The 23,066-nt window shown below is 66.8% G+C and carries 20 protein-coding genes; 8 read left to right on the top strand and 12 right to left on the bottom strand.

Annotation, left to right across the window (positions count from 1 at the left end):
- Positions 1-30 precede the first annotated feature (30 nt).
- The 3 genes from F8O08_RS03795 to F8O08_RS03785 form a co-directional block, all read right to left on the bottom strand.
- Positions 31-1,635 carry a DEAD/DEAH box helicase gene (locus F8O08_RS03795; protein ID WP_158042573.1) on the bottom strand — a complete coding sequence of 535 codons (1,605 nt, stop codon included), beginning with the start codon at positions 1,633-1,635 and terminating at the stop codon, positions 31-33.
- A gap of 287 nt (positions 1,636-1,922) precedes the next feature.
- Complete coding sequence (locus F8O08_RS03790) at positions 1,923-2,699, bottom strand: HNH endonuclease family protein (RefSeq protein ID WP_158042572.1); 777 nt, start codon at positions 2,697-2,699, stop codon at positions 1,923-1,925.
- A gap of 25 nt (positions 2,700-2,724) precedes the next feature.
- On the bottom strand, positions 2,725-3,861 hold the full coding sequence (locus F8O08_RS03785) for a YeiH family protein (RefSeq protein WP_158042571.1): 1,137 nt from the start codon (positions 3,859-3,861) through the stop codon (positions 2,725-2,727).
- Between the two features lie 62 nt (positions 3,862-3,923).
- Here F8O08_RS03785 and F8O08_RS03780 point away from each other — a divergent pair, with 62 nt between their 5' ends.
- On the top strand, positions 3,924-4,820 hold the full coding sequence (locus F8O08_RS03780) for a LysR family transcriptional regulator (protein ID WP_158042570.1): 897 nt from the start codon (positions 3,924-3,926) through the stop codon (positions 4,818-4,820).
- 13 nt (positions 4,821-4,833) lie between these two features.
- On the opposite strand, the gene F8O08_RS03775 is transcribed toward F8O08_RS03780, so the two are convergent.
- Complete coding sequence (locus F8O08_RS03775) at positions 4,834-6,042, bottom strand: glycerate kinase (protein WP_158042569.1); 1,209 nt, start codon at positions 6,040-6,042, stop codon at positions 4,834-4,836.
- 2 nt (positions 6,043-6,044) lie between these two features.
- A complete protein-coding gene (locus tag F8O08_RS03770) occupies positions 6,045-6,650 on the bottom strand; it encodes a hypothetical protein (protein ID WP_158042568.1) in 606 nt (201 codons plus the stop codon).
- A gap of 90 nt (positions 6,651-6,740) precedes the next feature.
- Here F8O08_RS03770 and F8O08_RS03765 point away from each other — a divergent pair, with 90 nt between their 5' ends.
- From F8O08_RS03765 to F8O08_RS03745, 5 genes are all read left to right on the top strand, one after another.
- Positions 6,741-7,082: a DUF488 domain-containing protein gene (locus F8O08_RS03765; protein ID WP_192497526.1), complete on the top strand. Its 342-nt coding sequence runs from the start codon at positions 6,741-6,743 to the stop codon at positions 7,080-7,082.
- A 5-nt stretch (positions 7,083-7,087) separates the two neighbouring features.
- Positions 7,088-7,492 (top strand): phage holin family protein, encoded by a 405-nt coding sequence (locus F8O08_RS03760; RefSeq protein WP_225733555.1) that lies wholly within the window; start codon positions 7,088-7,090, stop codon positions 7,490-7,492.
- 134 nt (positions 7,493-7,626) lie between these two features.
- On the top strand, positions 7,627-8,745 hold the full coding sequence (locus F8O08_RS03755) for an NAD(P)/FAD-dependent oxidoreductase (RefSeq protein WP_158042567.1): 1,119 nt from the start codon (positions 7,627-7,629) through the stop codon (positions 8,743-8,745).
- On the top strand, positions 8,739-9,776 hold the full coding sequence (locus F8O08_RS03750; RefSeq protein WP_158042566.1) for an arsenic resistance protein: 1,038 nt from the start codon (positions 8,739-8,741) through the stop codon (positions 9,774-9,776). The genes F8O08_RS03755 and F8O08_RS03750 overlap by 7 nt, the downstream gene beginning before the upstream one ends.
- Positions 9,777-10,064: 288 nt before the next feature.
- The gene (locus tag F8O08_RS03745) at positions 10,065-11,408 is read left to right on the top strand and encodes an MFS transporter (protein ID WP_158042565.1); all 1,344 of its coding nucleotides are present in this window, start codon (positions 10,065-10,067) and stop codon (positions 11,406-11,408) included.
- On the opposite strand, the gene F8O08_RS03740 is transcribed toward F8O08_RS03745, so the two are convergent.
- Positions 11,396-12,241: an alpha/beta fold hydrolase gene (locus F8O08_RS03740; RefSeq protein ID WP_225733554.1), complete on the bottom strand. Its 846-nt coding sequence runs from the start codon at positions 12,239-12,241 to the stop codon at positions 11,396-11,398. The two genes, F8O08_RS03745 and F8O08_RS03740, sit on opposite strands and share 13 nt — an antisense overlap.
- Before the next feature lie 89 nt (positions 12,242-12,330).
- Between F8O08_RS03740 and F8O08_RS03735 the strand changes: the two genes are divergently transcribed.
- On the top strand, positions 12,331-13,728 hold the full coding sequence (locus tag F8O08_RS03735) for a peptide synthetase (protein WP_158037645.1): 1,398 nt from the start codon (positions 12,331-12,333) through the stop codon (positions 13,726-13,728).
- A 4-nt stretch (positions 13,729-13,732) separates the two neighbouring features.
- Here F8O08_RS03735 and F8O08_RS03730 read toward each other — a convergent pair whose 3' ends face one another.
- The 6 genes from F8O08_RS03730 to thrC all read right to left on the bottom strand — a co-directional run bounded on the left by F8O08_RS03730 (position 13,733) and on the right by thrC (position 21,258).
- Positions 13,733-14,587 (bottom strand): amino acid ABC transporter ATP-binding protein, encoded by an 855-nt coding sequence (locus tag F8O08_RS03730; protein WP_225733386.1) that lies wholly within the window; start codon positions 14,585-14,587, stop codon positions 13,733-13,735.
- Entirely contained in the window at positions 14,584-16,038 is a 1,455-nt protein-coding gene (locus tag F8O08_RS03725; RefSeq protein ID WP_318655633.1) for an amino acid ABC transporter substrate-binding protein/permease, read from the bottom strand. Before F8O08_RS03725 ends, F8O08_RS03730 begins: the two co-directional genes overlap by 4 nt.
- 214 nt (positions 16,039-16,252) lie before the next feature.
- Positions 16,253-17,119: a 3-hydroxyacyl-CoA dehydrogenase gene (locus F8O08_RS03720; RefSeq protein ID WP_158037644.1), complete on the bottom strand. Its 867-nt coding sequence runs from the start codon at positions 17,117-17,119 to the stop codon at positions 16,253-16,255.
- Positions 17,116-17,859, bottom strand: coding sequence for a TetR/AcrR family transcriptional regulator (locus F8O08_RS03715; RefSeq protein ID WP_158042564.1), 744 nt, complete (start codon positions 17,857-17,859; stop codon positions 17,116-17,118). Before F8O08_RS03715 ends, F8O08_RS03720 begins: the two co-directional genes overlap by 4 nt.
- Before the next feature lie 306 nt (positions 17,860-18,165).
- Positions 18,166-19,761 carry a cryptochrome/photolyase family protein gene (locus F8O08_RS03710; protein ID WP_158042563.1) on the bottom strand — a complete coding sequence of 532 codons (1,596 nt, stop codon included), beginning with the start codon at positions 19,759-19,761 and terminating at the stop codon, positions 18,166-18,168.
- Positions 19,762-19,830: 69 nt separating this feature from the next.
- Positions 19,831-21,258 carry a threonine synthase gene (thrC, locus tag F8O08_RS03705; protein WP_158038190.1) on the bottom strand — a complete coding sequence of 476 codons (1,428 nt, stop codon included), beginning with the start codon at positions 21,256-21,258 and terminating at the stop codon, positions 19,831-19,833.
- Positions 21,259-21,419: 161 nt separating this feature from the next.
- Between thrC and F8O08_RS03700 the strand changes: the two genes are divergently transcribed.
- Positions 21,420-22,544 carry a 5-methyltetrahydropteroyltriglutamate--homocysteine S-methyltransferase gene (locus F8O08_RS03700; RefSeq protein ID WP_158042562.1) on the top strand — a complete coding sequence of 375 codons (1,125 nt, stop codon included), beginning with the start codon at positions 21,420-21,422 and terminating at the stop codon, positions 22,542-22,544.
- The last annotated feature ends 522 nt before the right edge of the window (positions 22,545-23,066 follow it).

Below are 23,066 nucleotides of genomic sequence, written 5' to 3'. Positions count from 1 at the left end.
ACTGTGCCCGTCCCGACCGCAGAGCAGCGTCTACCTCCCGTGGCGCTGACCGCCCTTGCCGCGCGAACCGGCGAGCTGGCCGACTCCCGATTTGCTCGAGAACCGAGCGGCGCCGCCGGAGCGCTGACCGCCCTGCTTCGACGACGAACCGCTGCGCGGGCCCGAGCCGTGCGTCGAGGCGATGCCGTCGCCCGAGCGACGCGAGCGACCGCCGCGTGATTCCGCCGCACGACCGCCGTCACGACGGGCGCCGTCACGGCGTCCGCGTGAGTCCGAGCCGTTCCAGTCGCCGCGTGAGTCTCGGCTGTGCGAGTTGTGGCCGCCGCGCCCACCGCGCGACTCATGCGAGCCGTCACGCTGACCCGTGCCCTGCCCCTCACCGCGACGACGACGCGACTTGCCGCGTCCCTGCCGACGGTTGCCCTCGGGCGTCTCCGGGGGCTTCGGGGCGACATACGGCGCCGCTTCGCCGACCAGTTCGACGACCTCAGGCGACTCGGCGGTCACCTTGATCGGTTCGACCGAGATCTTGGCCTGGCGCAGCATCCCTTTGAGGTCGCGGCGCTGCTCGGGCAGGCAGATCGTCACGACGTCGCCCTGATGGCCGGCGCGCGCGGTACGACCCGAACGGTGCAGGTAGGCCTTGTGCTCTGCCGGCGGATCGACGTGGATCACCAACTCGACTTCAGGCACGTCGATGCCGCGCGCGGCGACGTCGGTGGCGACCATGACTTTGACTTCGCCCGACTCGAACTTCGCCAGATTTCGCTCACGGGCGTTCTGCGAGAGGTTGCCCTGCAGGTCGACGGCGGGAATGCCGTTGGCCGTGAGCTGGCGCGCGAGACGCTTGGCATGGTGCTTGGTTCGCATGAAGAGGATGCGTCGGCCGGTTCCGGAGGCGAGGCGCTCGACGACCGCCTTCTTGACGTCAGGCGAGCTGACCTCGAAGACGTGGTGCGTCATCTTGGCGACCGGCGAGTTCGCCTCGTCGACCGAGTGCAGAATCGGGTCGTGCAGAAAGCGGTTGGCGAGCTTGTCGATGCCGTTGTCGAGCGTGGCCGAGAAGAGCAGACGCTGACCGTTCTTGGGGGTCGCGTTGAGGATGCGGGTGACCGCCGGCAGGAATCCCAGGTCGGCCATGTGGTCGGCCTCGTCGAGCACGGTGATCTCCACGGCGTCGAGACTCACGAAGCCCTGCTTCATGAGGTCTTCGAGGCGACCCGGGCAGGCCACGACGATGTCGACGCCTGCTTTCAGAGCGCTGACCTGGCGCTGCTGCTTCACCCCGCCGAAAATCGTGGTCGTACGCAGATCGTAGGCGCTGGCGAGCGGTTCGATCACCGTCTCGATCTGCGTCGCAAGCTCACGGGTGGGGGCAAGTACGAGCGCGACGGGCTGCCCGGGGCGGCGTTTGCCGCCGGCAAACTCGCCGGCCAGGCGTGAGACCAGAGGCAGCGAGAACGCGAGGGTCTTGCCCGAGCCGGTCTTGCCGCGGCCGAGCACGTCGCGGCCGCGCAGCGTGTCGGGCAGCGTGTCTGCCTGGATGGGAAAGGCCTCGGTCTTGCCGTCAGCCTCGAGCACCGAGACGAGCGGTGCGGGAACGCCGAGTTCGGCGAAGGTCTTCTGAGTCGTCATGATGTGTGTGACTTTCCGCAGTCTCCACGACCGCTTGCGTCACCCGGGGCACGATGAGACCGCCATGCACATGCATGGCGCACCGTCCTGGTGACTGATTGGCGAAGGCGCCGGTCGGCGCATCCGTTCGCCGTATGAAAGAGATCTCTGCGCTGGGTCCCAGCTCGGGGCGAGGTCAGCGCGGGCTCGTACAGAGCTCAAGAGGCGTTCTACGACGCGAGCGAGCACGAATGCTCACCAAGTGCACCACACTACCTCATCAGCGCGAAGAACGCGACCGCCCGACCTCAGCAGCTCGACAGCACGTGCCGCATGGCCTCGGCCTCTGCCTGCGTCACCCACAGCGAATAGGCCGACTTCACCACGATTTGCCGCGAGACGTACGAGCAGCGGAACGATCTGTTCGGTGGCAGCCAGGTCGCGGCGTCTCCGTCGCCCTTGCGCGTGTTCGTCGGGCCGTCGACCGCCAACAGGTTGCGCGGGTCGTTGGCGAGCTCGAGCCGCTGATCGGCACTCAGCTGCTGCGCGCCCTTCTGCCAGGCGTCTGAGAGTGCGACGACATGGTCGATCTGCACCGCCTGCGAGGTCTTGTCTCCGCGCACGAAGGCGATTGTCCCCCCGGTGTACGGGTCGTGAAGCGTGCCCGAGAGCACCGTGCACGGCCCCCGAAGCTGCACGGCCACGAGGTCACGGGCCAGCACGTCGTTGCGCGCGTCGCAGCCGTTGCGGTCGGGATCACGCCACCCCTTGCCGAACTCGGATCGCGCATAGCCGGTCTTCGGCGCGCGACCCTTCACCGGCAGCGATGCCAGCGTCTGCAGCGCCGCCTGCGCGTCTGCAGCGCTCGGCTGCGGTTCAGCGGATGCAATCGCCGCATCACCGGTCGAGCCGGGGGCCTCATCTGTCGGTAAGACGTCATCCGACGGTGCGGTGCTGGGCGAATCGGTCGCCGGAGCGGGAGCGTCGGGGGCTGTCGTCGAGCAGCCGACGCAGAGGCCGAGGCAGACGCCGAGGGCCGCAAGCACGCCGAGCAGCCGCTGCAGACGGCGAGACGAATGGGTCATCCGTGCAGCGTACGCGTGTGGACGCTCATCCGAAGAGCAGCACGCCGCCGAGACCGATCGCGGCGACGACGACAGTGGTCGACAGGGCGAGCACGAAGGGCCGTGCGCCCAGACGGCGGATCATGCTGAGCTTCACTCCGGCCCCGAGCGCGAACATCGCGGCGGTCAGCAGCAGCGTCTGAGCCGTGTGCGCCACATCGACGACGGGCTGTGGAACGATGCCGAGCGAGCGGATCACGACCATTGCGATGAACCCTGCGACGAAGAGCGGCATGATCGGCGGGCGGTGTGTGTGCGTGCCGTCGATCGCAGAAGCCTTCCCGCTCGCAGACAGGCGGCGCTGCAGACCGATCACGGTCAGCACCGGAGCCAGCAGCAGAACGCGTGCGAGCTTCACGATCACGGCCGCTGCCAGCGCGCCGGATCCGACGGCCCCGCCGACGGCGACGACCTGCGCCACCTCGTGCACGGAGGCTCCCGCCCAAAGACCGGTCTGCTGCTCGGTCAGGCCGAGTCCGGAGGCCATCAGCGGCAGCAGGGGAATCATCACCGTGCCGTAGATCACCACGAGCGCGACCGCCGTGACCACCTCTTCGTCTCGGTCGTCGTCGAGCACACCGTCGATCGCGGCCACAGCTGCCGCGCCGCAGATCGAGAAGCCGCCGCCGATCAGCAGCACCTGATTCGGCGTCATCCCGAGCCAGCGTCCGACGAGCAGGCTAGAGCCGATGCCCACGCCGACCACGGCGACGACGACCACGATCATGCCCGGCCCGAGCGCCAGGACGTCACCGAAGACGAGCTGCAGGCCGAGCAGCACGACGCCGATGCGCAGCACCCGCTTCGCGGCGCTGGCGATGCCGGGTTCGAGAATGCGGTGCACGCCGCCCAGGTTGCGCAGCAGCACGCCGAGCACGATCGCCACGAGCATGGGGCTGAGCACAGGCAGCCAGGAGCTCACCAGCAGGGCGAGCCCCATGCCGACGGCGCTGACGGCGAGTCCCGGTACGACCGCGCCGACGCGGTTCGCCCACGACACGGGCGCCGTCTGCGCCTGCGCCTGCGCCTGCGCGAGGGAGCCTCCCTGGCGCGGCTCGATAGTGGCCGCTCTGGCTTGGTCGTTGCTCTGGTCGTTGCTCTGATCGTCGTTCACCTGTCTCATGATCCTCTTCGCACGGCGCGGCCAGTAGTCCCGGAATTGCACCGATCACATATCATCGTGATATGACTCACAGATGGCCTGATCTGTCGGTGCTGGCGCTCGTCGTGGGCGTCGACGACTTCGGCAGCCTCAGCGCGGCAGCGCGCGAAGCGGGAATCGCACAGCCGAACGCCTCACGCGCGATCAGCGCGCTCGAGCGCGACCTCGGCGTGACGCTGCTGCGGCGACACCCTCGCGGCTCGTTGCTGACCCGTGCCGGGCTGCGTGTTGCCTCAGGCGCACGAAGCCTGCTGCAGGCGGCCGATGCGTTCGGTGACCGCATCGACGAGGTCGTCAGCGGCGAGCGCGTCCGCCTCGACCTCGGCGCCAGTCTGACGGTCGCCGAACAGCTGGTGCCCCGCTGGCTCGGTCGGCTGCGTGAGGCGCTGCCCGATGCCGACGTGCACCTACAGGTGCACAACTCGGCCGACGTGTTCGACTTGGTGCGCTCTGGCGACTGTCTGCTCGGCTTCGTCGAGACCCCCGAGAAGCCCGTCGAGCTGCACACCCGGGTGGTCACGACGGATGAGCTCGTGGTCGTGGCGGCCCCGACGCACCCGTGGGCTCGTCGGGCCGATCCGGTCACCGCCGAAGAGCTCGCGCGCACGCCGCTCATCCTGCGCGAGCCGGGTTCCGGCACGCGTGCCACCGTCGAGCGGGCTCTCGCCGAGCACTCCCCTGTCGCCCCGGCCCTCGAAGCGGGCAGCAACGCGGCCGGGCTGGCCACGGCCGCAGCGGGTTCAGAACCGGCGGTGCTCAGCCGACTCGCCGTCGCACGCTGGATAGAGCGCGGCGAGCTCGTCGCCGTGCCGGTGACCGGCGTCGATCTGCATCGCGAGATTCGCGCGGTCTGGCGCGACGACCTCGTCTCGCCGGTCGCCCGTCGACTGGTCGCCATCGCCTGCGACGATCAGCACTGAGCATCGATCACCGCTAAGCGTCGAGCGTCGCGAAGACCTCTTCGGCGACCTGCGGCAGCAGAGCGGCCGCGTCGCGCATGGCCCGCTCCGGTGAGCCGGCGCGGTCGACGAGCGTCGCCAGACGGCGGATGCCCACTTGTGCCTGCTGCGCCTCGTCGAGCGTGCTGCGTCCCGCGATCGCCACGACGGTTGCCCCTGCGGCGGCTGCGCTGCGAGCCAGTTGCACTGGCCCCTTGCCCTGCAGCGACTGCTCGTCGAGCGACCCCTCTCCGACGACCACAACGTCGGTGTGCGCGAGCGCATCAGAGATGCCCAACAGATCGGCGATCTCGTCACCACCGGAGCGCACTTCGGCGAGGCGCAGGGCGATCAGCGGCGCGCTGAACCCGCCGGCGGCACCTGCGCCCTCGACGTTTCGCACCTCGGTGCCGGTCTCGTGTTCCAGCAGCGAGCCCCAAAGCGCGAGGCGATCCTCCAGAGTGACCACGGCATCCGCGTCGGCCCCCTTCTGCGGGCCGAACACCTGAGCCGCACCGTGCGACCCGACCAGCGGCGCGGTGACGTCGCTCGCGATCACGATCGCCGTCTCGGCGAGCCTCGGATCGAGCTCGGCCGTGTCGAAGCGCACCCCGACTGAGGTGCACTCTCGGCTGATACGGTCCAGATGGCGCACGTCGCTGATTACGTGATCCTGTGCGTCGACGACGCGCAGACCGAGCTCGGTGATGCATCCGAAGCCTCCGTCGGTGCTCGCCGAACCGCCGATGCCGATCACGAGTGATCGGTAGCCTTCGTCGAGGGCCAGCCTGATCAGCTCGCCGACACCGCGCGTGTTCGCTGCGAGAGCCTGCTCCGGTGTGGGGTGACCTCCGTCGCTTCGGTCGAGTTCTGCCGGTACGAGATGCAGGCCGCTGGCCTGCGCCAGTTCGATGACCGCGGTGTCGCCCATCGTCGCCCACCGTGCACTCACGCGCCCCTGATCGGGCAGCGGCCCGTGCACCTGGGCGGTGTGCTCGGTCGCTCCGGCTTCGAGAAAGGCATCGACCGTACCCTCGCCGCCGTCGGCGATCGGCTTGAGCGTGATCTGAGCATCGGGCAGCGCCATGCTGATGCCTCGGCCGATCAGCTGCGCCGCCTCGGCCGCGCTGAGCGACCCTTTGAATTTGTCTGGGGCGACCAGCACGCGCAGCGCCCGGTCGGCGGAATCAGATCGAGTCGTCATGATCAGTGGTGCGCCATCAGCTCGAGACCGACCACCAGCAGCCCCAGTGCGGCTTCGGCCACCAGCACCAGGAGCTTCTGCCAGGCCGGCAGCTTCAGGCGTCGCACGGCGGCGAAGCCAATGCCCACCAGCCAGAGGATCAACAGGACGGTCGAAGAGCGCAGCGCGATCTCAAGTGTCCAGATGCCGCCCCAAGCCCCCAGAAGCATCAGAATCGGCAGGGCGATGGCCGTGGTCGCCCCGACCGAGGTCGATGCGGCGTGACGAGCCTCGCTCGCGGTGAACATGCGCTGATGCGTCACGAAGTGAGCGAGAATCTCGGCGAGGAACATGGCCAGCACCGAGCCGATGACGGTGACGATCAGCGTGGTGACCGCCTGCTGCGGGGTGACGTCGGCGTGAGATGCCAGCGTGAGCACGACGGCGAGCGCTGTGAAGGTGATGTAGATGCGCTCTTTGAGTCGCGATGCGGCCGCTGCCCGCTGCTCGTCCTGCTGCTGCAGGGACGACTCTGCCGTCGCTGGAGATTCACTCGCTGGCGTTGGGGCTCCGGTCGCTCGCGTCGAAGATCTGCCCGCTGTGGCTGGGGATGCTGATTCATCGCTCATGTCTGCTCAGCCTAGCCGGATCATATGCCCCGCGGGTCGAACGGGCTACGGTGGAATCAGGCTGCGAAAGCCGAGAGAGGACGCTCCCTGATGTTTCAGATCAAGCGCATCTACGAACAGCCCGCCGAGAGCGACGGGTTCCGGGTTCTGGTCGATCGTCTGTGGCCCCGAGGAGTCTCGAAGGCGCGTGCGCACCTCGACCTGTGGCTCAAAGACGCCGCACCGTCGCCTGAGCTGCGCACCTGGTGGAACCATGACCCGGCTCGACTCGACGAGTTCGCCGAGAGGTACCGGCAGGAGCTCGAAGCGAACCCGGCCGTCGACCAGCTGCGCTCCGTCGAGCGCGAGCACCCGACGGTGACCCTGCTCTACGCAGCCCGTGACCCGAAGGTGAACCACGCCCTCGTGCTGCGCGACTTTCTGCAGGGGTGACGGCGATGATCCGCTTCGTGACGCAGGCGGCGCTGACCGCAGTCGCCCTCTGGATCACCGCTGCGATCGTGCCCGGCATCGCCGTGGTCCCGTTCGCCGGCGAGCCTCCGATGAACAGCATCCTGACCTACCTGCTGGCAGCGGCGATCATCGCCCTGGTGAACACGCTCTTCGGCACCGTGCTGCGCTTCATCAGCATCCCGCTCTACATCGTGACGCTGGGACTCTGGTCGTTCGTGCTCAACGGTCTGCTGCTCTGGACGGCCAGTCTGATCAGCAGCTCCTGGGGCTGGGGGCTGACCATCGATCGCTTCTGGTGGTCAGCGGTGTTCGGCGCGATCGTGCTCGGCTTCGCCAACTGGCTGGTCGAGCTGATCGCCCGGGCAGTGGGCATCGGCTCTCGCGACTGAGCCCCACGTCACTGACCCCTCACGTCACTGAGCCCCCCACGCCACCGAGGACCCACATCACCGAGAATTCGACACGACCGACACGCCACACTACTATTGCGAACTATTCGCATTAGTTATGAGAGTGGTGTTCCATGCACGTCATCGACGCAACCATCGTGGGAGCGGGCCCGGCCGGCGTGGGCATGGCGGTCGCCGCCAACGCGATCGACGACTTCGAGGTCTCGCTGATCGACGCCGGGCAGATCGGCCAGACCTTTCACGACTGGCACCCGGAACAGCGGTTCCTCACGCCGTCGTTCACCGGCAACGGCTTCGGCGCGACCGACCTCAACTCGGTGCACCCGAGCACCTCTCCGGCGTTCACATTGGGCGTCGACTACCCCGACGGCCCCGGCTACGCGCGCTACCTCCGTTCGCTGGTCTCGCATTTCCGCGTGCCGATCGCCGAAGACACCCGAGTGCAGCGCATCACGCCCACCGACGACGGCTTCGAGATCGAGACCGACCGTGGGCGTGGCCGCTCTCGCACGCTGATCTGGGCGGGCGGCGAACGCAGTGAGCCGCGCCTGCCCGGCATCCGCGGCGAGCATCTGCTGACCCATTCGTCGCATGCGGATGCCTGGGCCGAGCGCAGAGGACGTCTCGCGGTGATCGGCGGCTCCGAGTCAGGCATCGAGATCGCCTGCCATCACGTCGAGCGAGGTGCCGAGGTGTCGGTCATCGACGCCGAGCGACCGTGGGGCCACGGAGTCGACGGCGACCGACAGGCCGACCCGTCGTTCGGGCTCGCTCCGCGCACCCGCATCCGCATGCGCGCCGCCCTCGAGACCGGCCGCCTCGAGCTGCGAGATGCGAGCGCCACCGCCGTGGTACGCAACGGCACCGGCTTTCGCGTCAGCACCTCGCGCGGTCCCGCGGTGCTGAGCGAGACGCCGCCGATCGCGGCCACCGGCTACGGTCCAGGGCTCGGTCCCGCAGCCGAGCTCTTCGACCGGCGCGACGACGGCTGGCCTCTGCTCACCGAGCACGACGAGTCGACCGTCACCCCTGGCCTGTTCCTCACCGGACCGGCGCTGCGGCACGACGACGAGCGATTCTGCTTCGTCTACAAGTATCGACAGCGTTTCGCCCATGTCGCCCGCGTGATCGGCGAGCGGGCCGGCCGCGACTGCTCGGCGCTCGATCTCTGGCACGAGCAGGGCATGCTGCTCGACGATCTCTCCTGCTGCGGAACGAGCTGCGCATGCTGAAGGGCCTGCACCCCGCGACGGTCGTCACGGCGCTGCTGCCGGTGCTCGCGATGGCGGTCGGCAGCATCATCGCGAGCGTCTCGACCACGGCCTCTGCGGTCGCCGGGAAGCTGACCGACCCGCTGGTGCTCCTGCTGGTCGCGATGCTCTTCGTCACCCTGCCCGTCGGCCGCCGCGCAGGCGTCTCTGGCACGGCGCCTCACCGAATTCGCCCCAGCGCGCCGCTCATCGCTCTGGCCTGGGCGATGAACTTCGTGGTCGTTCCGGTGCTGGCCATCGGGGTGACTTCCTTCGTGCTCCCAGACGATCCCCTGCTGCGGCTGGGCGTGATGATCTACCTGCTCTTTCCCTGCACCGACTGGTTTCTGGGCTTCACACGGCTGGCACATGGCGACACGGTGACGGGCGCGGCGCTGATTCCGATCAATATGGTCACGCAGCTCTCGCTCTACCCCGTGTACCTGAGCTGGCTCACCGGCGCCAGTGTGGTCTCGACCGTGGCAGAGATCGGGCCGGCGCTGATGCAGTGGTTCGCGCTGCCGGTCCTCTGTGCTCTGGCTGTGCGCGCGGCGCTGCGACTGACGACTCCGGTCGACGTGCGCGAACGCATCCTGGGCGTGCTCGACCACCTCGTCACACCTGTGATCGCCGCGCTCATTCTGGCGCTGTTCGCGGCCAACGGGTCGACCGTCGTCCAACATCCGGCTGCCTTCGGCCTCGTCTTCGTCACCGTCTTCGTGTTCTTCGTGGTCTCGTGGTGGCTCGTCACCGGCGTGTCACATCTGACTCGTCTGCCCTATTCGGCGCATGCGCTGCTCTCGATGACCACCTCAGCCCGAAACGCACCGATGATGCTCGCCGTGACAGCCGTCGCGCTGCCTGGCCAGCCCATCGTCCAGGCTGCGATCGTGCTCGGCATGCTCGTCGAGTTCCCGCATCTGACGGTGATCACGCAGCTGCTGCTCCGGCAGCGTTCCCACCGGCCGGCCGCACCGACGACGCGCCTGAGCTGGCGTTCGTACGCATCCTGACCTATACTGTGCGACTGTCGGCTGTCGTTGACAGCTGACTAGGTGTTCGAGAGGAGGTTCCGCCATGATGGTACGCAAGACGTCGTTCGTCGCATCCACACGAATTATTATTCCGTCCCACTCGTCGGCGGAATGATCGAACACAAGTTGCTCGGGCTCGCCTGCGAAGGCAGAGCCCGACAGGCGTGATCATCGATGCGCACATCCAGGCTCTGTCTTTGCGACAGGGCCTTTTCTCTGCCCCACCAACCGGTGCCGCAGTCAGGATGTGAAAGGTGAAACACGACAATGTCCAGCACACTGGATGAGCAGACGACCGCAGGTCGAATGCCGAAGACCGCGCCTGCCGCCACCGCGGCAGGCCTGCAGCGAGACTCCGCACGCAAGGTGATCGCCGCGTCGATGATCGGCACCGCCATCGAGTTCTTCGACTTCTACGCCTACGGCACCGCCGCGGCCAACTACTTTCCCACGGTCTTCTTTCCACAGGCCAGCGCGACCGTCGGCGTGCTCGCCTCGCTGCTGACCTTTGCGGTCGCATTCGTGGCCCGCCCGTTCGGTTCACTGCTCTTCGGCCACTTCGGCGACCGTCTGGGCCGCAAGACGACGCTGGTCGTCTCGCTGCTCACCATGGGCGTCGCAACCGTGCTGATCGGCGTGCTGCCCGGGTTCGCTCAGGCCGGCGTCTGGGCGGTCGTGCTGCTGTGCCTCTGCCGGTTCTGCCAGGGCATCGGTCTGGGCGGCGAATGGTCTGGCGCCGCACTGGTCGCCACCGAGAACGCCCCGTCCAACCGCCGCGCGCTCTACGGCTCGTTCCCCGAGCTCGGCGCTCCGATCGGCTTCCTGCTCTGCAACGGCCTGTTCCTGCTGCTTGAGACGGTCTGCTCCCATGATCAGATGCTGGCCTGGGGCTGGCGCGTGCCGTTCCTGCTCAGCGGAGTGCTCGTGGTGATCGGTCTCTGGGTTCGCGTCACGATGGAGGAGACTCCGGTGTTCAAGCTCGCCGCCGCGCAGAACCGCACAGTCAAGGCCCCACTGGTGACCACAATGCATGACCACTGGCGTGCTGTCGTTCAGGGCACGCTCGTCGTCGCCGTCACGTACACGCTCTTCTACATGCTCACCACGTGGTCGCTGTCCTACGGCACGAAGACGCTCGGCTTCAGCAATCGGCAGTATCTGGCCATGCTGATGATCTCGGTGGTGGTGTTCGCGGGTTCGATCGTCGGTTCGTGCGTACTCGCCGATCATTGGGGGCGCAAGAAGGTGCTGACGCTCGCCTCGGCCGGCATGGTCGTCTTCAGCTGCTTCTTCGGCCCCATGCTCGGGCACCTCAGCGTCGCACCCGTGATGGTCTTCCTGTGCGTCGGATTCCTGCTGATGGGCGCCGCTTTCGGCCCGCTGGGCGCGTTCCTGCCCGAACTCTTCCCGGCACATGTGCGGTACACCGGTTCAGGCATCGCCTACAACCTGGCCGCCATCGTCGGTGCCGCGTTCGCCCCGTCGATCGCCACCGCGCTCGCCCGAAACGGCGTGCAGAACGTCGGCCTCTATCTCGGCCTGATGGCCGTGCTCAGTCTCATGGCGCTGTTCACCTGTCGTGAGACGAAAGACGTCGACTACCGCAGGTAACCGGCGACGCTCTGCGGCGTCTGCTGCTGCGGAGCCTGCAGCACCGCGGCATCATGGGTGGCCACGTGCTCTGCGAAGAGCCCCGGCCACGCCATGATGCCGTACGGCGTCTGGGCGACCACGAGCCGGCTGCCCCGGATCAGCGCGTTGAGCGCCTGCGCCGTCGTCATCGGGTGAGCGGGGTCGGCGATCCAGGCGAGAATCAGCGTCGGGGTGGCGATGCCTGCGAGGGATGCCGGATTCGGCAGATCCGCTTCGGCGGCACCGCGCAGCACTGTCGGCAGCAGCCCTTCTGCCACCGCCGGCCGGGTGTCGGGCACGTCGGCGAGCGCCGGCGGAGTCACGTTCCTGTGCCCCTGCGCGATGAACGCCTCGATGCCGGCGCGTTCCACCAGCTCGGCGCTGGCCAGATAGTTCTTCGCCTGTGCCCGTCGGGTGTCCCAGGCCGTCGGCGGTGAGACCAGGGTCAGGCTGGCGAAGCGTGACTGATCACGCACGGCCGCGTGCAGCAGCGTCCCGCAGCCCATCGACTGCCCCACACCATGCACGGTCTCACCCGGCGCCACATGGTCGAGCAGCGCAAGCAGGTCGTCGGCGAGCCGGCTCCAGCGATAGCTGGCCGCTTCGAGCGATCCGGTCGAACGCCCATGGCCGCGGGCGTCGTAGCGCAGCACGCGGTGGTCGCGAAGCGCCCGCCCGTGGTCGAGCCCGAGACGCGCATCGCGCTCGCGGCACGAAGTGAGGCCGTGCAGCTGCACGACGAGCGGCCCGTCGTCGCCACTGATGTCGTAGTCGATCTTCGCGTCGCTCAGCTCCAGCACGGGCACGGTCACTCCCAGTCGTCTTCTCCACGTGTCGGCAGAGGTGGCAGCACGTGAGATTCACACCAGAATAGCGCGCGGCGACGCGGTACAGTCAGAACGTGCGCCTGACGAACATCACCCGAGTCACGCTGCCCGCGGGCCGCGTGCGCCACTATGCCGTGACGATGGGTGCGGTGGTGCGAGAACACGTACCGATCTCGTTCGATCAGCGACGTCACGTAAGCGAGGGCGAACGGCCAGGCTCCTGGATGGCGCTCGCCTTCCGTCTGCCTCATCCGGTCACCGCAGAGCGACTGGGCGAGGCCTGGCTCGACGTGGTGCGCCGACACGGCACCATGCGCACAGTGTTCTCACGCGCAGACGACGGAACCCTGCAGCTGACCGAACATGCGGTGAGCGCCGGAAGCTGGCATGAGCATCCTCGCTCGGGCGGGCAGCTGACGAGGGATGCCGTGCATGAGATCCTGGACGCGCACTGCCGCCCCTGCTCGCGTCCGTCCCATCGCCTGGTGCTGATCGATCCGTCCAGCGATGCGACAGACTCCGCGCAGACCGTGGTGATCGGCTCAGACCACTCTCATGTCGACATGTGGTCGGTGCTGCTGCTCGCCCGAGACCTGCTGGCAGCGCTCGACTCGTCTGCGGTCGAGCACGACGTTCTTATGCGGCTCGAGACCGGGCGACCGACCGCCACGCTCACGACCGACGCCGCCGGAGCATCCGCATCGCTCGACGAAGCCCCAGACTTCGCCGATCACACCGCAGCCCTCGCCGCACGCCCGGCGGCCACGCCCGAGGTGCTCGAACGATGGGCCGAGATCCTGGCAGCCGGAGACGGACTGCTGCCCACGCTGCCGCTCGACCTCGGCGAGCTGCGGCACGCGGTGCCAGAGGTGGTCGAGGTGCGTGACATCCTTGACGCCGACCGTCTCGAGATGCTTTCGACGCAGGCCGCGGCCCTGGGAGTCCGACTGCTGCACATGGTGCTCGCCGACTTGGCCGGAGTCACCCTCGCCATGACCGGGCGGCCGCTGCGTGCGGTCTTCCCGGTGCACAGTCGGTACGAACCGCGCTGGCACGACTCCGTCGGCTGGTTCGTGACCAACTCGGTGATCGAGTGCGCCTCGGATGACCCGCGCGAGTGTGCCCGGGATGTGAAAGATGCGCTTCGACTCGCGGGCACGCCGCTGGCCGACATTTTCGAACCTCGCGGCGGCATGCCGGGCGGTCCGGGCATGTTCGCAATCTCCTGGCTCGACACCCGCCGTCTACCCGTGCAGCTGCCTGCAGAACTGGCGACGCAGTACGTCTCGGCTGCGCTGAGGGTCGACGGCGTGATGATCTGGTTCGTCGTGAGTCCGACCGGCATGCATCTGCGCTGCCGTTACCCGGACACCCCACAGGCACGTGTCAGCATGCGCGCCTGGCTCGAGGCCGTCGTGCATCGGTTGCAGGATCGCACGCTGCACGACGCCGTCGAGCACCGCGCCAGCTGAGGGTTCAGAGCACCTTCGAGAGGAAGGTCTGCAGGCGAGCGCTCTGCGGGTGCGCGAAGACTTGTTCGGGCGAGCCCTGCTCTTCGACCACGCCGGCGTCGAGGAAGAGCACGCGGTTCGAGACCTCACGAGCGAACCCCATCTCATGCGTCACCAACAGCAGTGTCATGCCTTCGGCGGCCAGATCGCGGATGACCTGCAGCACCTCGCCGACCATCTCGGGGTCGAGCGCGCTGGTGGCCTCGTCGAAGAGCATGATCTCGGGCTTCATGGCGAGTGCCCGTGCGATGGCGACACGCTGCTTCTGGCCGCCTGAGAGGGATGTCGGGCTTGCGTCCGCCTTGTCTGCCAGCCCCACCCGGTCGAGTAGTTCGAGCGCCATACTCCGGGCCTCAGTCTTGCTCACGTGGTGGATCTCTCGCGGCGCCAGCTCGATGTTCTCGGCGACGGTCATGTTCGGAAAGAGGTTGAAGTGCTGAAACACCATGCCGACCTCGCGGCGCACCTCGTCGATGTTCACCTTCGCACCGGAGATGTCGTGCCCGTTCACGATGACGGTGCCCGACGTCGGGGTCTCGAGCCGGTTGAGGCAGCGCAGCAGCGTCGACTTGCCCGACCCCGATGTGCCGATGATACTGACCACGTCGCCTGATCGCACCGTCAGCGAGATGCCCTTGAGCACCTCGTTCGAGCCGAAGGTCTTCTTCAGATCGCGCACCTCGATGCGGACGGGGCGATCGGTCTCGCTGACGGACCCGGCGGCGCTGGCGCTGTCAGGCGTGTTGATGGTGCTTTCGTCCATGGTCGGTGCCTTCTCCGTTGTCGAGCTGCCGTCGCTGGTGGTCGGTTCGGCGCTCATCGGTTGATCCTCCGGTCGATCACGTTGGCGAGCCATGTCAGCAAGGTGATCGCCACCAAATAGATGATGGCCACGAGCAGCAGCGTCTCAGTCACGCGGAAGTTCGCCGCGTAGATCTGCTGGCCCTGATAGAGCAGCTCGCCGAAGCCGATGGCGAGCAGCAGCGACGAGTCTTTCACCATGATCACGAGCTGATTGATCAGCGACGGTGTGGCGATCTTGACGGCCTGCGGCAGCACGACGCGCTGCATCGACTTGCTGTAGCCCAGGCCGAGCGACCGGGCCGCCTCGAGCTGGCCGGAGTCGACTGACCCCACCGCTCCGCGGATGATCTCGGTGATGTATGCTCCCGAGTTCAGCGCCAGAGTGAGCACGCCGGCAACCCAGATGTTCACGGGATGCCCGATCAGCTGTGGAACGCCGAAGTAGAAGAAGAACGCCCAGACCAGCAGCGGGGTGCCGCGGAAGACGCCGACGAAGATTTTGGCGATCCAGTCGAGCACGCGGCTGGTGCCGACGCGCATCAGGCCGAAGCCGAAGCCGAGTACCATAGCCACGGCGAACGAGATCAGCGTGATGATCACCGTGTTGCGCAGACCGAGCATCAGAGCGGGGAACGCCTGCTTGGCGAGCTGCAGCAGCCCGCCCTGGCCGGCGGCGTTCGCCTCGGGGTCGGCAAGATAGTGGTCGATGATGCGCTGGTACTCGCCGTCCTGCCTGATCGAGGCGAGTCCTCGGTTGAACGCGTCGACGAAGTCGGCGTTCATGCCCTTGTTCACCGCGACGCCGTAGTCGCCGCCGGGCACCTTGTCTGTCACCGTCTTCAGCCCGTTGTTCTGGGCGATGCCGTAGGCCAGCACTGGATAGTCGTCGATGACGGCAACGGCATTGCCCGACTTGACTTTCTCGTACATGGTCGCCGACTGATCGACGCCGTCGATCTTGAAACCGTACTGTTCTTGAATCGACTTGGCGTAGGCCTCGCCTTCGGAACCGGTCTTGACCGCGACGGTCCTGCCCCGCAGGTCTTCGTAGGAGTGCACGTCTTCGTTGTTCTTGGCGACAGCCATCTGCACTCCACTCTGGAAGTACGGGTCGGTGAAGTCATAGACCTGCTTGCGCTGGTCGGTGATCGACATGCCGGCGATCACCGCATCGACCTGGTTTGACGACAGCGCCTGCAGTGCCGCGTTGAAGCCGAGCGACTGGATCTCGACGTCGAAGCCCTCGCGCTTGGCGATTTCGCGCATGAGATCCATGTCGATGCCGACCATCTGCCCCGATGAGTCGCGGAACTCGAAGGGCGCGAAGGTCGTGTCGGTCGCGACCCGGAAGGTGCGGCCCGCGACGGCGCCGTCGCCGCTCGGGTTCTCATCGGCGTGAGCGGACGACACTCCGGGCAGCAGCAGGGCGAACAGCGTGAAGAACGCCATCGCGAATGCCGTGAGCACGCCCCATGGCCTGCGACCCCCAGACTCACCAGAGTGCTGGTCGATTCTGGTCGCATGGTCGCAGACCATCAGTGCCTCCGTCTTCTCGCCGGGCCGTAGGCACCGTCGAGAGGTTCATCTCGTCGAGTGATTGCTGGGAAAAGTATACTCACCTCGATATTTCGACCGTGGACCTGGGCCCGGCAAGACGCATCACCGGCACCAAGTTCAGGCGTCACTCCGCCTGGTCATAGGAGTAGAACCCCTCCCCCGAGGCCCGTCCGAGCTTGCCCTGATCGAGGTAGTTCTCTTTCAGCCAGGCGGCGATCTGCTGCTTGCGCTCGTCGCCATGCGCCATGATGTTGTACGGAGTGTTCAGACCCACCACATCGAGAATCTGGAAGGGGCCCATCGGCGCGCCGGTTCCGATCCGCCAGACGTTGTCGACATCAGCGGGCTCGGAGTACCCGAAGACGACCAGTTCGAGCGCTGCGTCGAGCAGCGGCACGAGCAGCGAGTTCAGCACGTACCCTGACTTCTCTTTGTGCAGCGGGACCGGCACCATGCCCATCTCTTTGGCGTAGGCGACAACTCGGTCGAAGACCTCAGACGAGGTCTGTTCAGTGCCCATGACCTCGGCCGTGTTGTGCAGCCAGATCTCGTTGGCGAAGTGCAGGGCGAGAAAGCGGTCGGGACGGTCGGTCGCGCTCACGATGTCGCTTGGCAGCAAGGTCGACGAGTTCGTCGCGAAGATGGTCTTCGCCGGTGCCGCGGCGCTCAGCTTCTGATAGGTGTCACGCTTGATCGCCACGGCCTCGGGCACGGCCTCGATGACCAGATCTGCGTCGGCCACCGCGGCCGCGAGATCGCTGCTCACGCCCAGACGAGACAGAGCCGCATCGGTCCGGGCCTCCGTTGCCCCGTCGACCTGCTGCTGGTACACCTTGGCGAGGCCGGCGAATCGCGCCTTTGCGTGCTCGAGAATCTCGTCGCTGATGTCATAGGCGGTCACGGTGAACCCGGCGTAGGCGCTCTGGAAGGCGATCTGCGATCCGAGCACGCCGGTGCCGAGCACGGTGACGTTGGTGATGTTGCTGGTCATGATGGTTCCTTTCGGGTTTTCTTTGGGTCGTTGGTCTTGACGTCGATCGTGCTGACCGGGGTCGAGGAGCAGATCTCGGCGGCGCGCACGCGGAGCCCGTCGACGATCATGGCCACCTGTAGTCGCAGATCGGCGAAGTCGTTGTTCAGCGCGTCACTGGCGCGGTGCGGCTGGATCAGCAGCACGTGCAGATCGGCGAAGATGCTGCGGGCAGCCTGCAGGGCGACCGGCTGAAGGCAGGCGGATGCCGTGGCCGACAGCTCGGCGTCGCCCGCTCTGATCTGGTCGTCGAGATCGGCCATCAGACGATCGCAGAGACGGTGCTCCATCTCTTCGACGAGTGCGAGACCTTCGGCACGGTATGGCTCGTCGGCATCGGCGAAGATGAGCTCACGCTGGAAGAGCGCGGTGTTGCGTGGCTGGTCTGCGGCCGCCCGCAGAATGCACACGGCGTAGGCGAGAAGAGCCTCCGTCGTCTCAGCCTCTGCGTCCATGGCGCGCTCTGCTGCGGCCAAGGCCTCGCGCAGCCGCTCGTTGTATACGAGCAGCAGCAGCTCCGGCTTGGTGGCCGCATAGCGGAACAGCGTGCCTGCGGCGATGTCGACACGCTCGGAGATCTGCTGGGTCGTCGTGGCGTCGAAGCCCTGTGCGTCGAAGAGCTCTGCGGCCGCGTGTATGATGCGCCCGAGCGTCTCTCGTTTGCGACGGGCGACTCGACCTTCGCTTTTGGTCACCGTCATTTCCCACCTCCAGGATCTGCGCAGCCGACACCTCTTGTACACGCAGACTCCTCAGGAGTCCTGGTGAGCCTGCTCATTTCTGAGTGTACTCATGTTTTGGCGCATTTCGATACCCTCCAGGCAAGTTTGCGCGCCCAGAATGTCAGCAGATAGAACAGTCGATCTCTCAGTACGAACAATCGATCTCGCAGAGAGCACTCGTCACCGGCGCTCCGCATCGCAGAGCCCCGGGCTATCTGCCGATCGCCGGCTCTGACGCAGCTCTGCTCGCGGCCGGGCGCGTCACCGTCACCTTTATCACTGGTGTCACCGAGGCGCCCGCGTGAGTTCGGCATAGGCTGCGAGCGCACGCGCACGACTCGCGCGCAGGTCGACCAGCGGCTCGATCCCGGGCTGCCTCGCCTGCCACCGGTCGACATACTCTCCCTGCGGGTCGAACCGACGCCGCTGGGTCTCGGGGTTGAAAATGCGGAAGTAGGGCGCAGCATCCGCCCCGCACCCGGCAACCCACTGCCAGTTGAAGGGGTTGCTCGCGGCATCCGCGTCGACGAGCGTGTCCCAGAACCAGCGTTCCCCAACCCGCCAGTCGATCATCAGGTTCTTCACCAGATACGACGCCGCCACCATGCGCACGCGATTGTGCATGACGCCGGTCTGCCAGAGCTCGCGCATACCGGCGTCGACGAGCGGCTCTCCCGTGCGGCCCTGCTGCCAGGCCCGCAGCTCAGAGTTCTCTGCGGCAGACATCGCGACACCCGCGGCCTGCCCCGCTCCGGCTCGCCACGGAAACGCATCGAATCGCCGGTCGAGGTTAGTCGTCGCCAGATCGGGATGCTGAAAGAGCGTGTGCCAGGCGAACTCCCGCCAGCCGAGCTCGCTCAGGAACGTCCCGACGGACCGACCGCTCGCGATGGCCTGGCGACATACCGTTGCCGGGCTGATCTCTCCCCACCGCAGGTGTGGCGAGAGCCCCGAGACCGCGTCGTCGTCGGCAGGTTCGTCACGGTGCTCGGCATACTCGTCGATCGGCGCAGGTCTCTGTGCACTTCCCGGCGCAGCATGCGACGCTTCCTCGCCCAGAAAGATCGCCAGCCGTCGATGGGCCGCGTCCTCTCCCGGTGTCCATCGATCCGCGAGACCCGCTGACCAGTCGGGAGCACTCGGCCGTAGGTTCCAGCTCGCAAGCGTCGTCGAGAACGTCTCGGCGGCCGAGCTGGCAGGGCTGGCAGGGCTGGCAGAGCTGGCAGAGCTGGCACTCGGCTCACGCCCTCCGCCTAGCGTCGGCAGTTCGACGGATGCAGGCGTGAGATGGTCGGGCGCCGGCACCGGAGCGCGAACGGGCAGTTCCCCGCAGGCTCGCCAGAAGGGCGAATAGACTTTGTACGCTCCCCCAGCCTTCGTCTGCACGGTCCAGGGTTCGTGCAGCAGATTCGCAGCGAACGACTGCACGGCGACGCCTGCGTTGCGCAGCCGGAGCTTCAGATCGGCGTCGATCGCCTTCTCTGGTCCGTACCGCCGGTTCCAGACCACCCGGGTGATCTGCGTCGCCCCGGTGGCGACGTTCGCGCCACCTTCTGTGTGCGCACCAGACTCGACAGGCACACCGACCTCAGCGTGTGCGCCTGCACCAGCACCAGCTCCCCAGATGAGACGCGGAATCACTACACGGGCGGCTCCGCGCTCGAGCAGCAGCGGCGCACCGAGCTCGGCCAGCCGCTCGCTGAGTCGCATCAGAGACTGGTGCAGCCACCACTTCGCCGCTCCGCCCAATGCGCGGGTCTCTGGACTATGCTCATCGAGCAGGTAGACGCAGACGACGCCCTCCGGGTCACGAGACGCCTGCAGCAGCGCCGGGTTGTCCTTCACCCGCAGATCGTCTCGAAACCACACCAGAGTCGTCATGACCCCAGTTTAGTTCACCTGGTAAGTAAGCTCCGCTGGTACAGACCGCGCGCCGTCAGCTCCGCAGACTCAGACCTGCGCCGTCAGCGCGTGCTCCTCGAGGTACGCACGCACGGCATCCACATCATCTGGCAGATCGACGACGTGTTGAGGCTGCTGCAGCAGCTCACGCACGGCGGGCGAGATCACGTCGACGTCATCGCCCAGCGCCTCGTGCACCGTGTCGCTGAACTTGGCCGGCAGCGCCGTCTCAAGCACCAGGGTCAGGCCGGGCACATCGAGTTCATGCGCCACCGTGACCCCGTCAGCGGTGTGCGGGTCGATGACGACGCCGCTGTGCTCATAGGTCGATCGGATGCTCGCGAGCCGGTCAGCATGGGTGCTGGTTCCGCTGATGAAGCCGAATTCGGCGTGTAGGCGCGGCAGCTCGGCGCTGAGGTCGAGGCGACCGGTGCGCTGCAGCTCGGCCCAGCGCTCGGGGAATGCGTCTGTGCCCAGCAGCTCCCAGATGAAGCGTTCGAGGTTCGAGGCCTTCGAGATGTCCATCGAGGGGCTCGACGTGGCTAGCGTCTCTTCGCGCGAACGCGGCACGTACACACCGGTGCGGAAGAAGTCGTCGAGCACGTTGTTCTCGTTGGTGGCGAGGATCAGACGGTCGATCGGCAGCCCCATGCTGCGCGAGAGGTGACCCGCGTAGATGTTGCCGAAGTTGCCCGACGGCACGGCCACCGAGAGCATCGCCTCGGGTCGGTCGGACTCGGCCACCGCATCCGTCGCACGCAGCCACGCCCAGAAGTAGTACACGATCTGTGCGCTGATTCGGCCGAAGTTGATCGAGTTGACGGCGCCGATGGCCTGGTCGGCCTTGAACTGCGCATCGCCGTTGATCGCCTTCACGATGTTCTGGCAGTCGTCGAAGACTCCGTCGATGGCGATGTTGTGCACGTTGTCGTCGGTGATCGAGTACATCTGCGCACGCTGCACATCGCTCATACGGCCCTGTGGCGAGAGCATGAACACGCTGATGCCGGGCTTGCCGCGGAACGCATGCTCGGCTGCTGAGCCGGTATCTCCCGACGTAGCGCCCAGAATGTTGAGGCGACGGCCTCGACGAGCCAGCACATAGGGCATCGCCTCGCCGAGAAACTGCATCGCCAGGTCTTTGAAGGCCATGGTCGGCCCCTGCGACAGCCCGACCAGTACCGTGCGATCGTCCAGCGGCGTCAGCGGCACGACGGGGTCGGGAAAACGCTCGGGGCTGTAGGCCCTGGCAGTGAGCACTTCAAGGTCGGCCGTCGGGATGTCGGTCGCGTAGAGGGCGATCACCTTCGCCGCGAGCTGCGGGTAGGTCAGCGAACGCCATGACTCGCGCTGCTCGGCGCTCACCTGGGGAATCGTCTGCGGCACCACGAGACCGCCGTCGGGGGCGAGACCGTCGAGCAGCACCTCGGTGAACGTCGCGGGCTGCATGCCCCCTCGTGTCGAGACGTACTGCAGATCGGTCTGGTGGTCGATCATTCCCTCGGTCATGCGGTTCGTGCCTTTCGATAGACGGCGCTCGTACGGCTGCCACTCAAGGATACCGACTGACCACGACAGGCCGTGGTCCGGCGCCGCCAGAAGCCCTCAGCGGCCGCCGAACTGATAGAACTGAACCTATGACAACCTCGCACAGCATCCCCTTTCGTGCCGACCAGGTCGGCAGTCTGCTTCGTCCGCCGGCCGTCCACGAGGCCCGCGACCGCTTCGCCCGCGGTGAGATCGACGCCGCCGCTCTGCGTGCCGTCGAAGACGAGCAGATCGCACGCGTCATCGCCAAGCAGGAGGAGGTCGGTCTGCAGGCGGTGACCGACGGCGAGTTCCGTCGCGCCTTCTGGCACTTCGACTTCTTCGGCGGGCTCAATGGCGTCGAGATCGTCGAAGAGGACAGCGGCATGGCCTTTCACGGCACGGCGCCGAAGCCGCATGCCGTGCACATCACCGGCAAGGTGAGCTTTCCCGACGACCACCCCATGCTCGAGCACTTCCGCTTCGTTCGCGACCACACCACGGTCACGGCCAAGCAGTGCATCCCGGCGCCGACCGTCATGCACTTTCGTCTGGCCCCCGAGAGCATCGACCACAGCGTCTACCCCGACCGGGCTTCGCTGTTCGCCGATCTGGCTCAGACGTGGCGGGATGCCGTCCGTGCCTTCCACGCTGCGGGGTGCCGCTACCTGCAGTTCGACGACACCGCATGGGCGTATCTGTGCTCTGATCTGGAACTGGAGCGTGCCCGCGAGCGCGGACTCGACACCGAGAACATCGCTCAGGCCTACGCCGATCTGCTGAACGACATCGTTCGCGACCGCCCTGACGACATGACGATCACCACGCACGTCTGTCGTGGCAACTTCCGTTCGACGTGGATCTCGTCGGGCGGCTACGAGCCGGTCGCCCCGTACCTGCTCGGCCAGGTCGACTACGACGGCTTCTTCCTGGAGTACGACTCCGATCGTGCCGGCGGCTTCGAGCCGCTGCGCTTTCTGCCCCATGACGGTCGCCGGGTCGTGCTCGGGCTGGTCACGTCGAAGTCGGGCGACCTCGAACCGGCGGATGCCGTGCGCGCGCGTATTCGCGAGGCGGCGGAATTCGCCCCGCTCGATCAGCTCGCCCTGAGCCCGCAGTGCGGCTTCGCCTCGACCGAAGAGGGCAACGTGCTCACCGAGGAACAGCAGTGGGCGAAGCTCCGCGAGATCACGAAGATCGCCGACGAGGTCTGGGGCTTTCCGCAGGATCGGTAGCTCTCAGCGCGAGCGATTCTCAGCGCGAGCAAGATCTCACGGCAGGCGGATTTTAACGCGAGCAAGTCTCAGCGCGAGCCTCCTGACCGGTCTGATCCACTGGAGCGGTCAAAGGGACGAACCTGGCGGGTCTGATACAACGACTCAACAGGTCGAACCTGTGAGATCTGCAAAATCGGCCCAGCAGGTCGAACCTAGCAGACCTACCTACAAGCGTGGTGAAACCGGCAGGAACGGTCACAACAACGGGTCGTCATTGCCTCTTGGCCTCGTCACTCTGCCTGCACCGGTCGGACTCATCCAGTGCAGCCTCGCGCCACCGATCTGCTTGACCTTCCAGTGGCTCTGAAGTTTGAGCGGGGTGCCGACGGCACAGATAGTCGAGGTCATCCGGGTTGGTGGGGCCGCCCCATTCCCAGTTCCCCGTCTGGTCGACCGCACAGTCGTGTGCCGCAGCCTCGCATCCAGGGAATCTGCAGGTACCGCCACAAGCCTTCACGAACTCGGCGAGGTCGCAGGTCG

The sequence above is a fragment of the Pseudoclavibacter sp. CFCC 13611 genome (assembly GCF_008831225.1).
GTDB lineage: Bacteria > Actinomycetota > Actinomycetes > Actinomycetales > Microbacteriaceae > Pseudoclavibacter_A.
Note: the sequence above shows the minus strand (reverse complement) of the source record. Positions and strands in the feature narration are given on the sequence as shown.

What these genes read in the sequence shown, in the direction of transcription:
- F8O08_RS03710 (WP_158042563.1), bottom strand. Translation starts at nt 19,761, where the DNA reads ATGACGACTCTGGTGTGGTTTCGAGACGATCTGCGGGTGAAGGACAAC.
- F8O08_RS03790 (WP_158042572.1), bottom strand. Translation starts at nt 2,699, where the DNA reads ATGACCCATTCGTCTCGCCGTCTGCAGCGGCTGCTCGGCGTGCTTGCG.
- F8O08_RS03765 (WP_192497526.1), top strand. Translation starts at nt 6,741, where the DNA reads ATGTTTCAGATCAAGCGCATCTACGAACAGCCCGCCGAGAGCGACGGG.
- F8O08_RS03795 (WP_158042573.1), bottom strand. Translation starts at nt 1,635, where the DNA reads ATGACGACTCAGAAGACCTTCGCCGAACTCGGCGTTCCCGCACCGCTC.
- F8O08_RS03715 (WP_158042564.1), bottom strand. Translation starts at nt 17,859, where the DNA reads ATGACGGTGACCAAAAGCGAAGGTCGAGTCGCCCGTCGCAAACGAGAG.
- F8O08_RS03755 (WP_158042567.1), top strand. Translation starts at nt 7,627, where the DNA reads ATGCACGTCATCGACGCAACCATCGTGGGAGCGGGCCCGGCCGGCGTG.
- F8O08_RS03720 (WP_158037644.1), bottom strand. Translation starts at nt 17,119, where the DNA reads ATGACCAGCAACATCACCAACGTCACCGTGCTCGGCACCGGCGTGCTC.
- F8O08_RS03750 (WP_158042566.1), top strand. Translation starts at nt 8,739, where the DNA reads ATGCTGAAGGGCCTGCACCCCGCGACGGTCGTCACGGCGCTGCTGCCG.
- F8O08_RS03730 (WP_225733386.1), bottom strand. Translation starts at nt 14,587, where the DNA reads ATGAGCGCCGAACCGACCACCAGCGACGGCAGCTCGACAACGGAGAAG.
- F8O08_RS03775 (WP_158042569.1), bottom strand. Translation starts at nt 6,042, where the DNA reads ATGACGACTCGATCTGATTCCGCCGACCGGGCGCTGCGCGTGCTGGTC.
- F8O08_RS03745 (WP_158042565.1), top strand. Translation starts at nt 10,065, where the DNA reads ATGTCCAGCACACTGGATGAGCAGACGACCGCAGGTCGAATGCCGAAG.
- F8O08_RS03700 (WP_158042562.1), top strand. Translation starts at nt 21,420, where the DNA reads ATGACAACCTCGCACAGCATCCCCTTTCGTGCCGACCAGGTCGGCAGT.
- F8O08_RS03770 (WP_158042568.1), bottom strand. Translation starts at nt 6,650, where the DNA reads ATGAGCGATGAATCAGCATCCCCAGCCACAGCGGGCAGATCTTCGACG.
- F8O08_RS03760 (WP_225733555.1), top strand. Translation starts at nt 7,088, where the DNA reads ATGATCCGCTTCGTGACGCAGGCGGCGCTGACCGCAGTCGCCCTCTGG.
- F8O08_RS03780 (WP_158042570.1), top strand. Translation starts at nt 3,924, where the DNA reads ATGACTCACAGATGGCCTGATCTGTCGGTGCTGGCGCTCGTCGTGGGC.
- F8O08_RS03785 (WP_158042571.1), bottom strand. Translation starts at nt 3,861, where the DNA reads ATGAGACAGGTGAACGACGATCAGAGCAACGACCAGAGCAACGACCAA.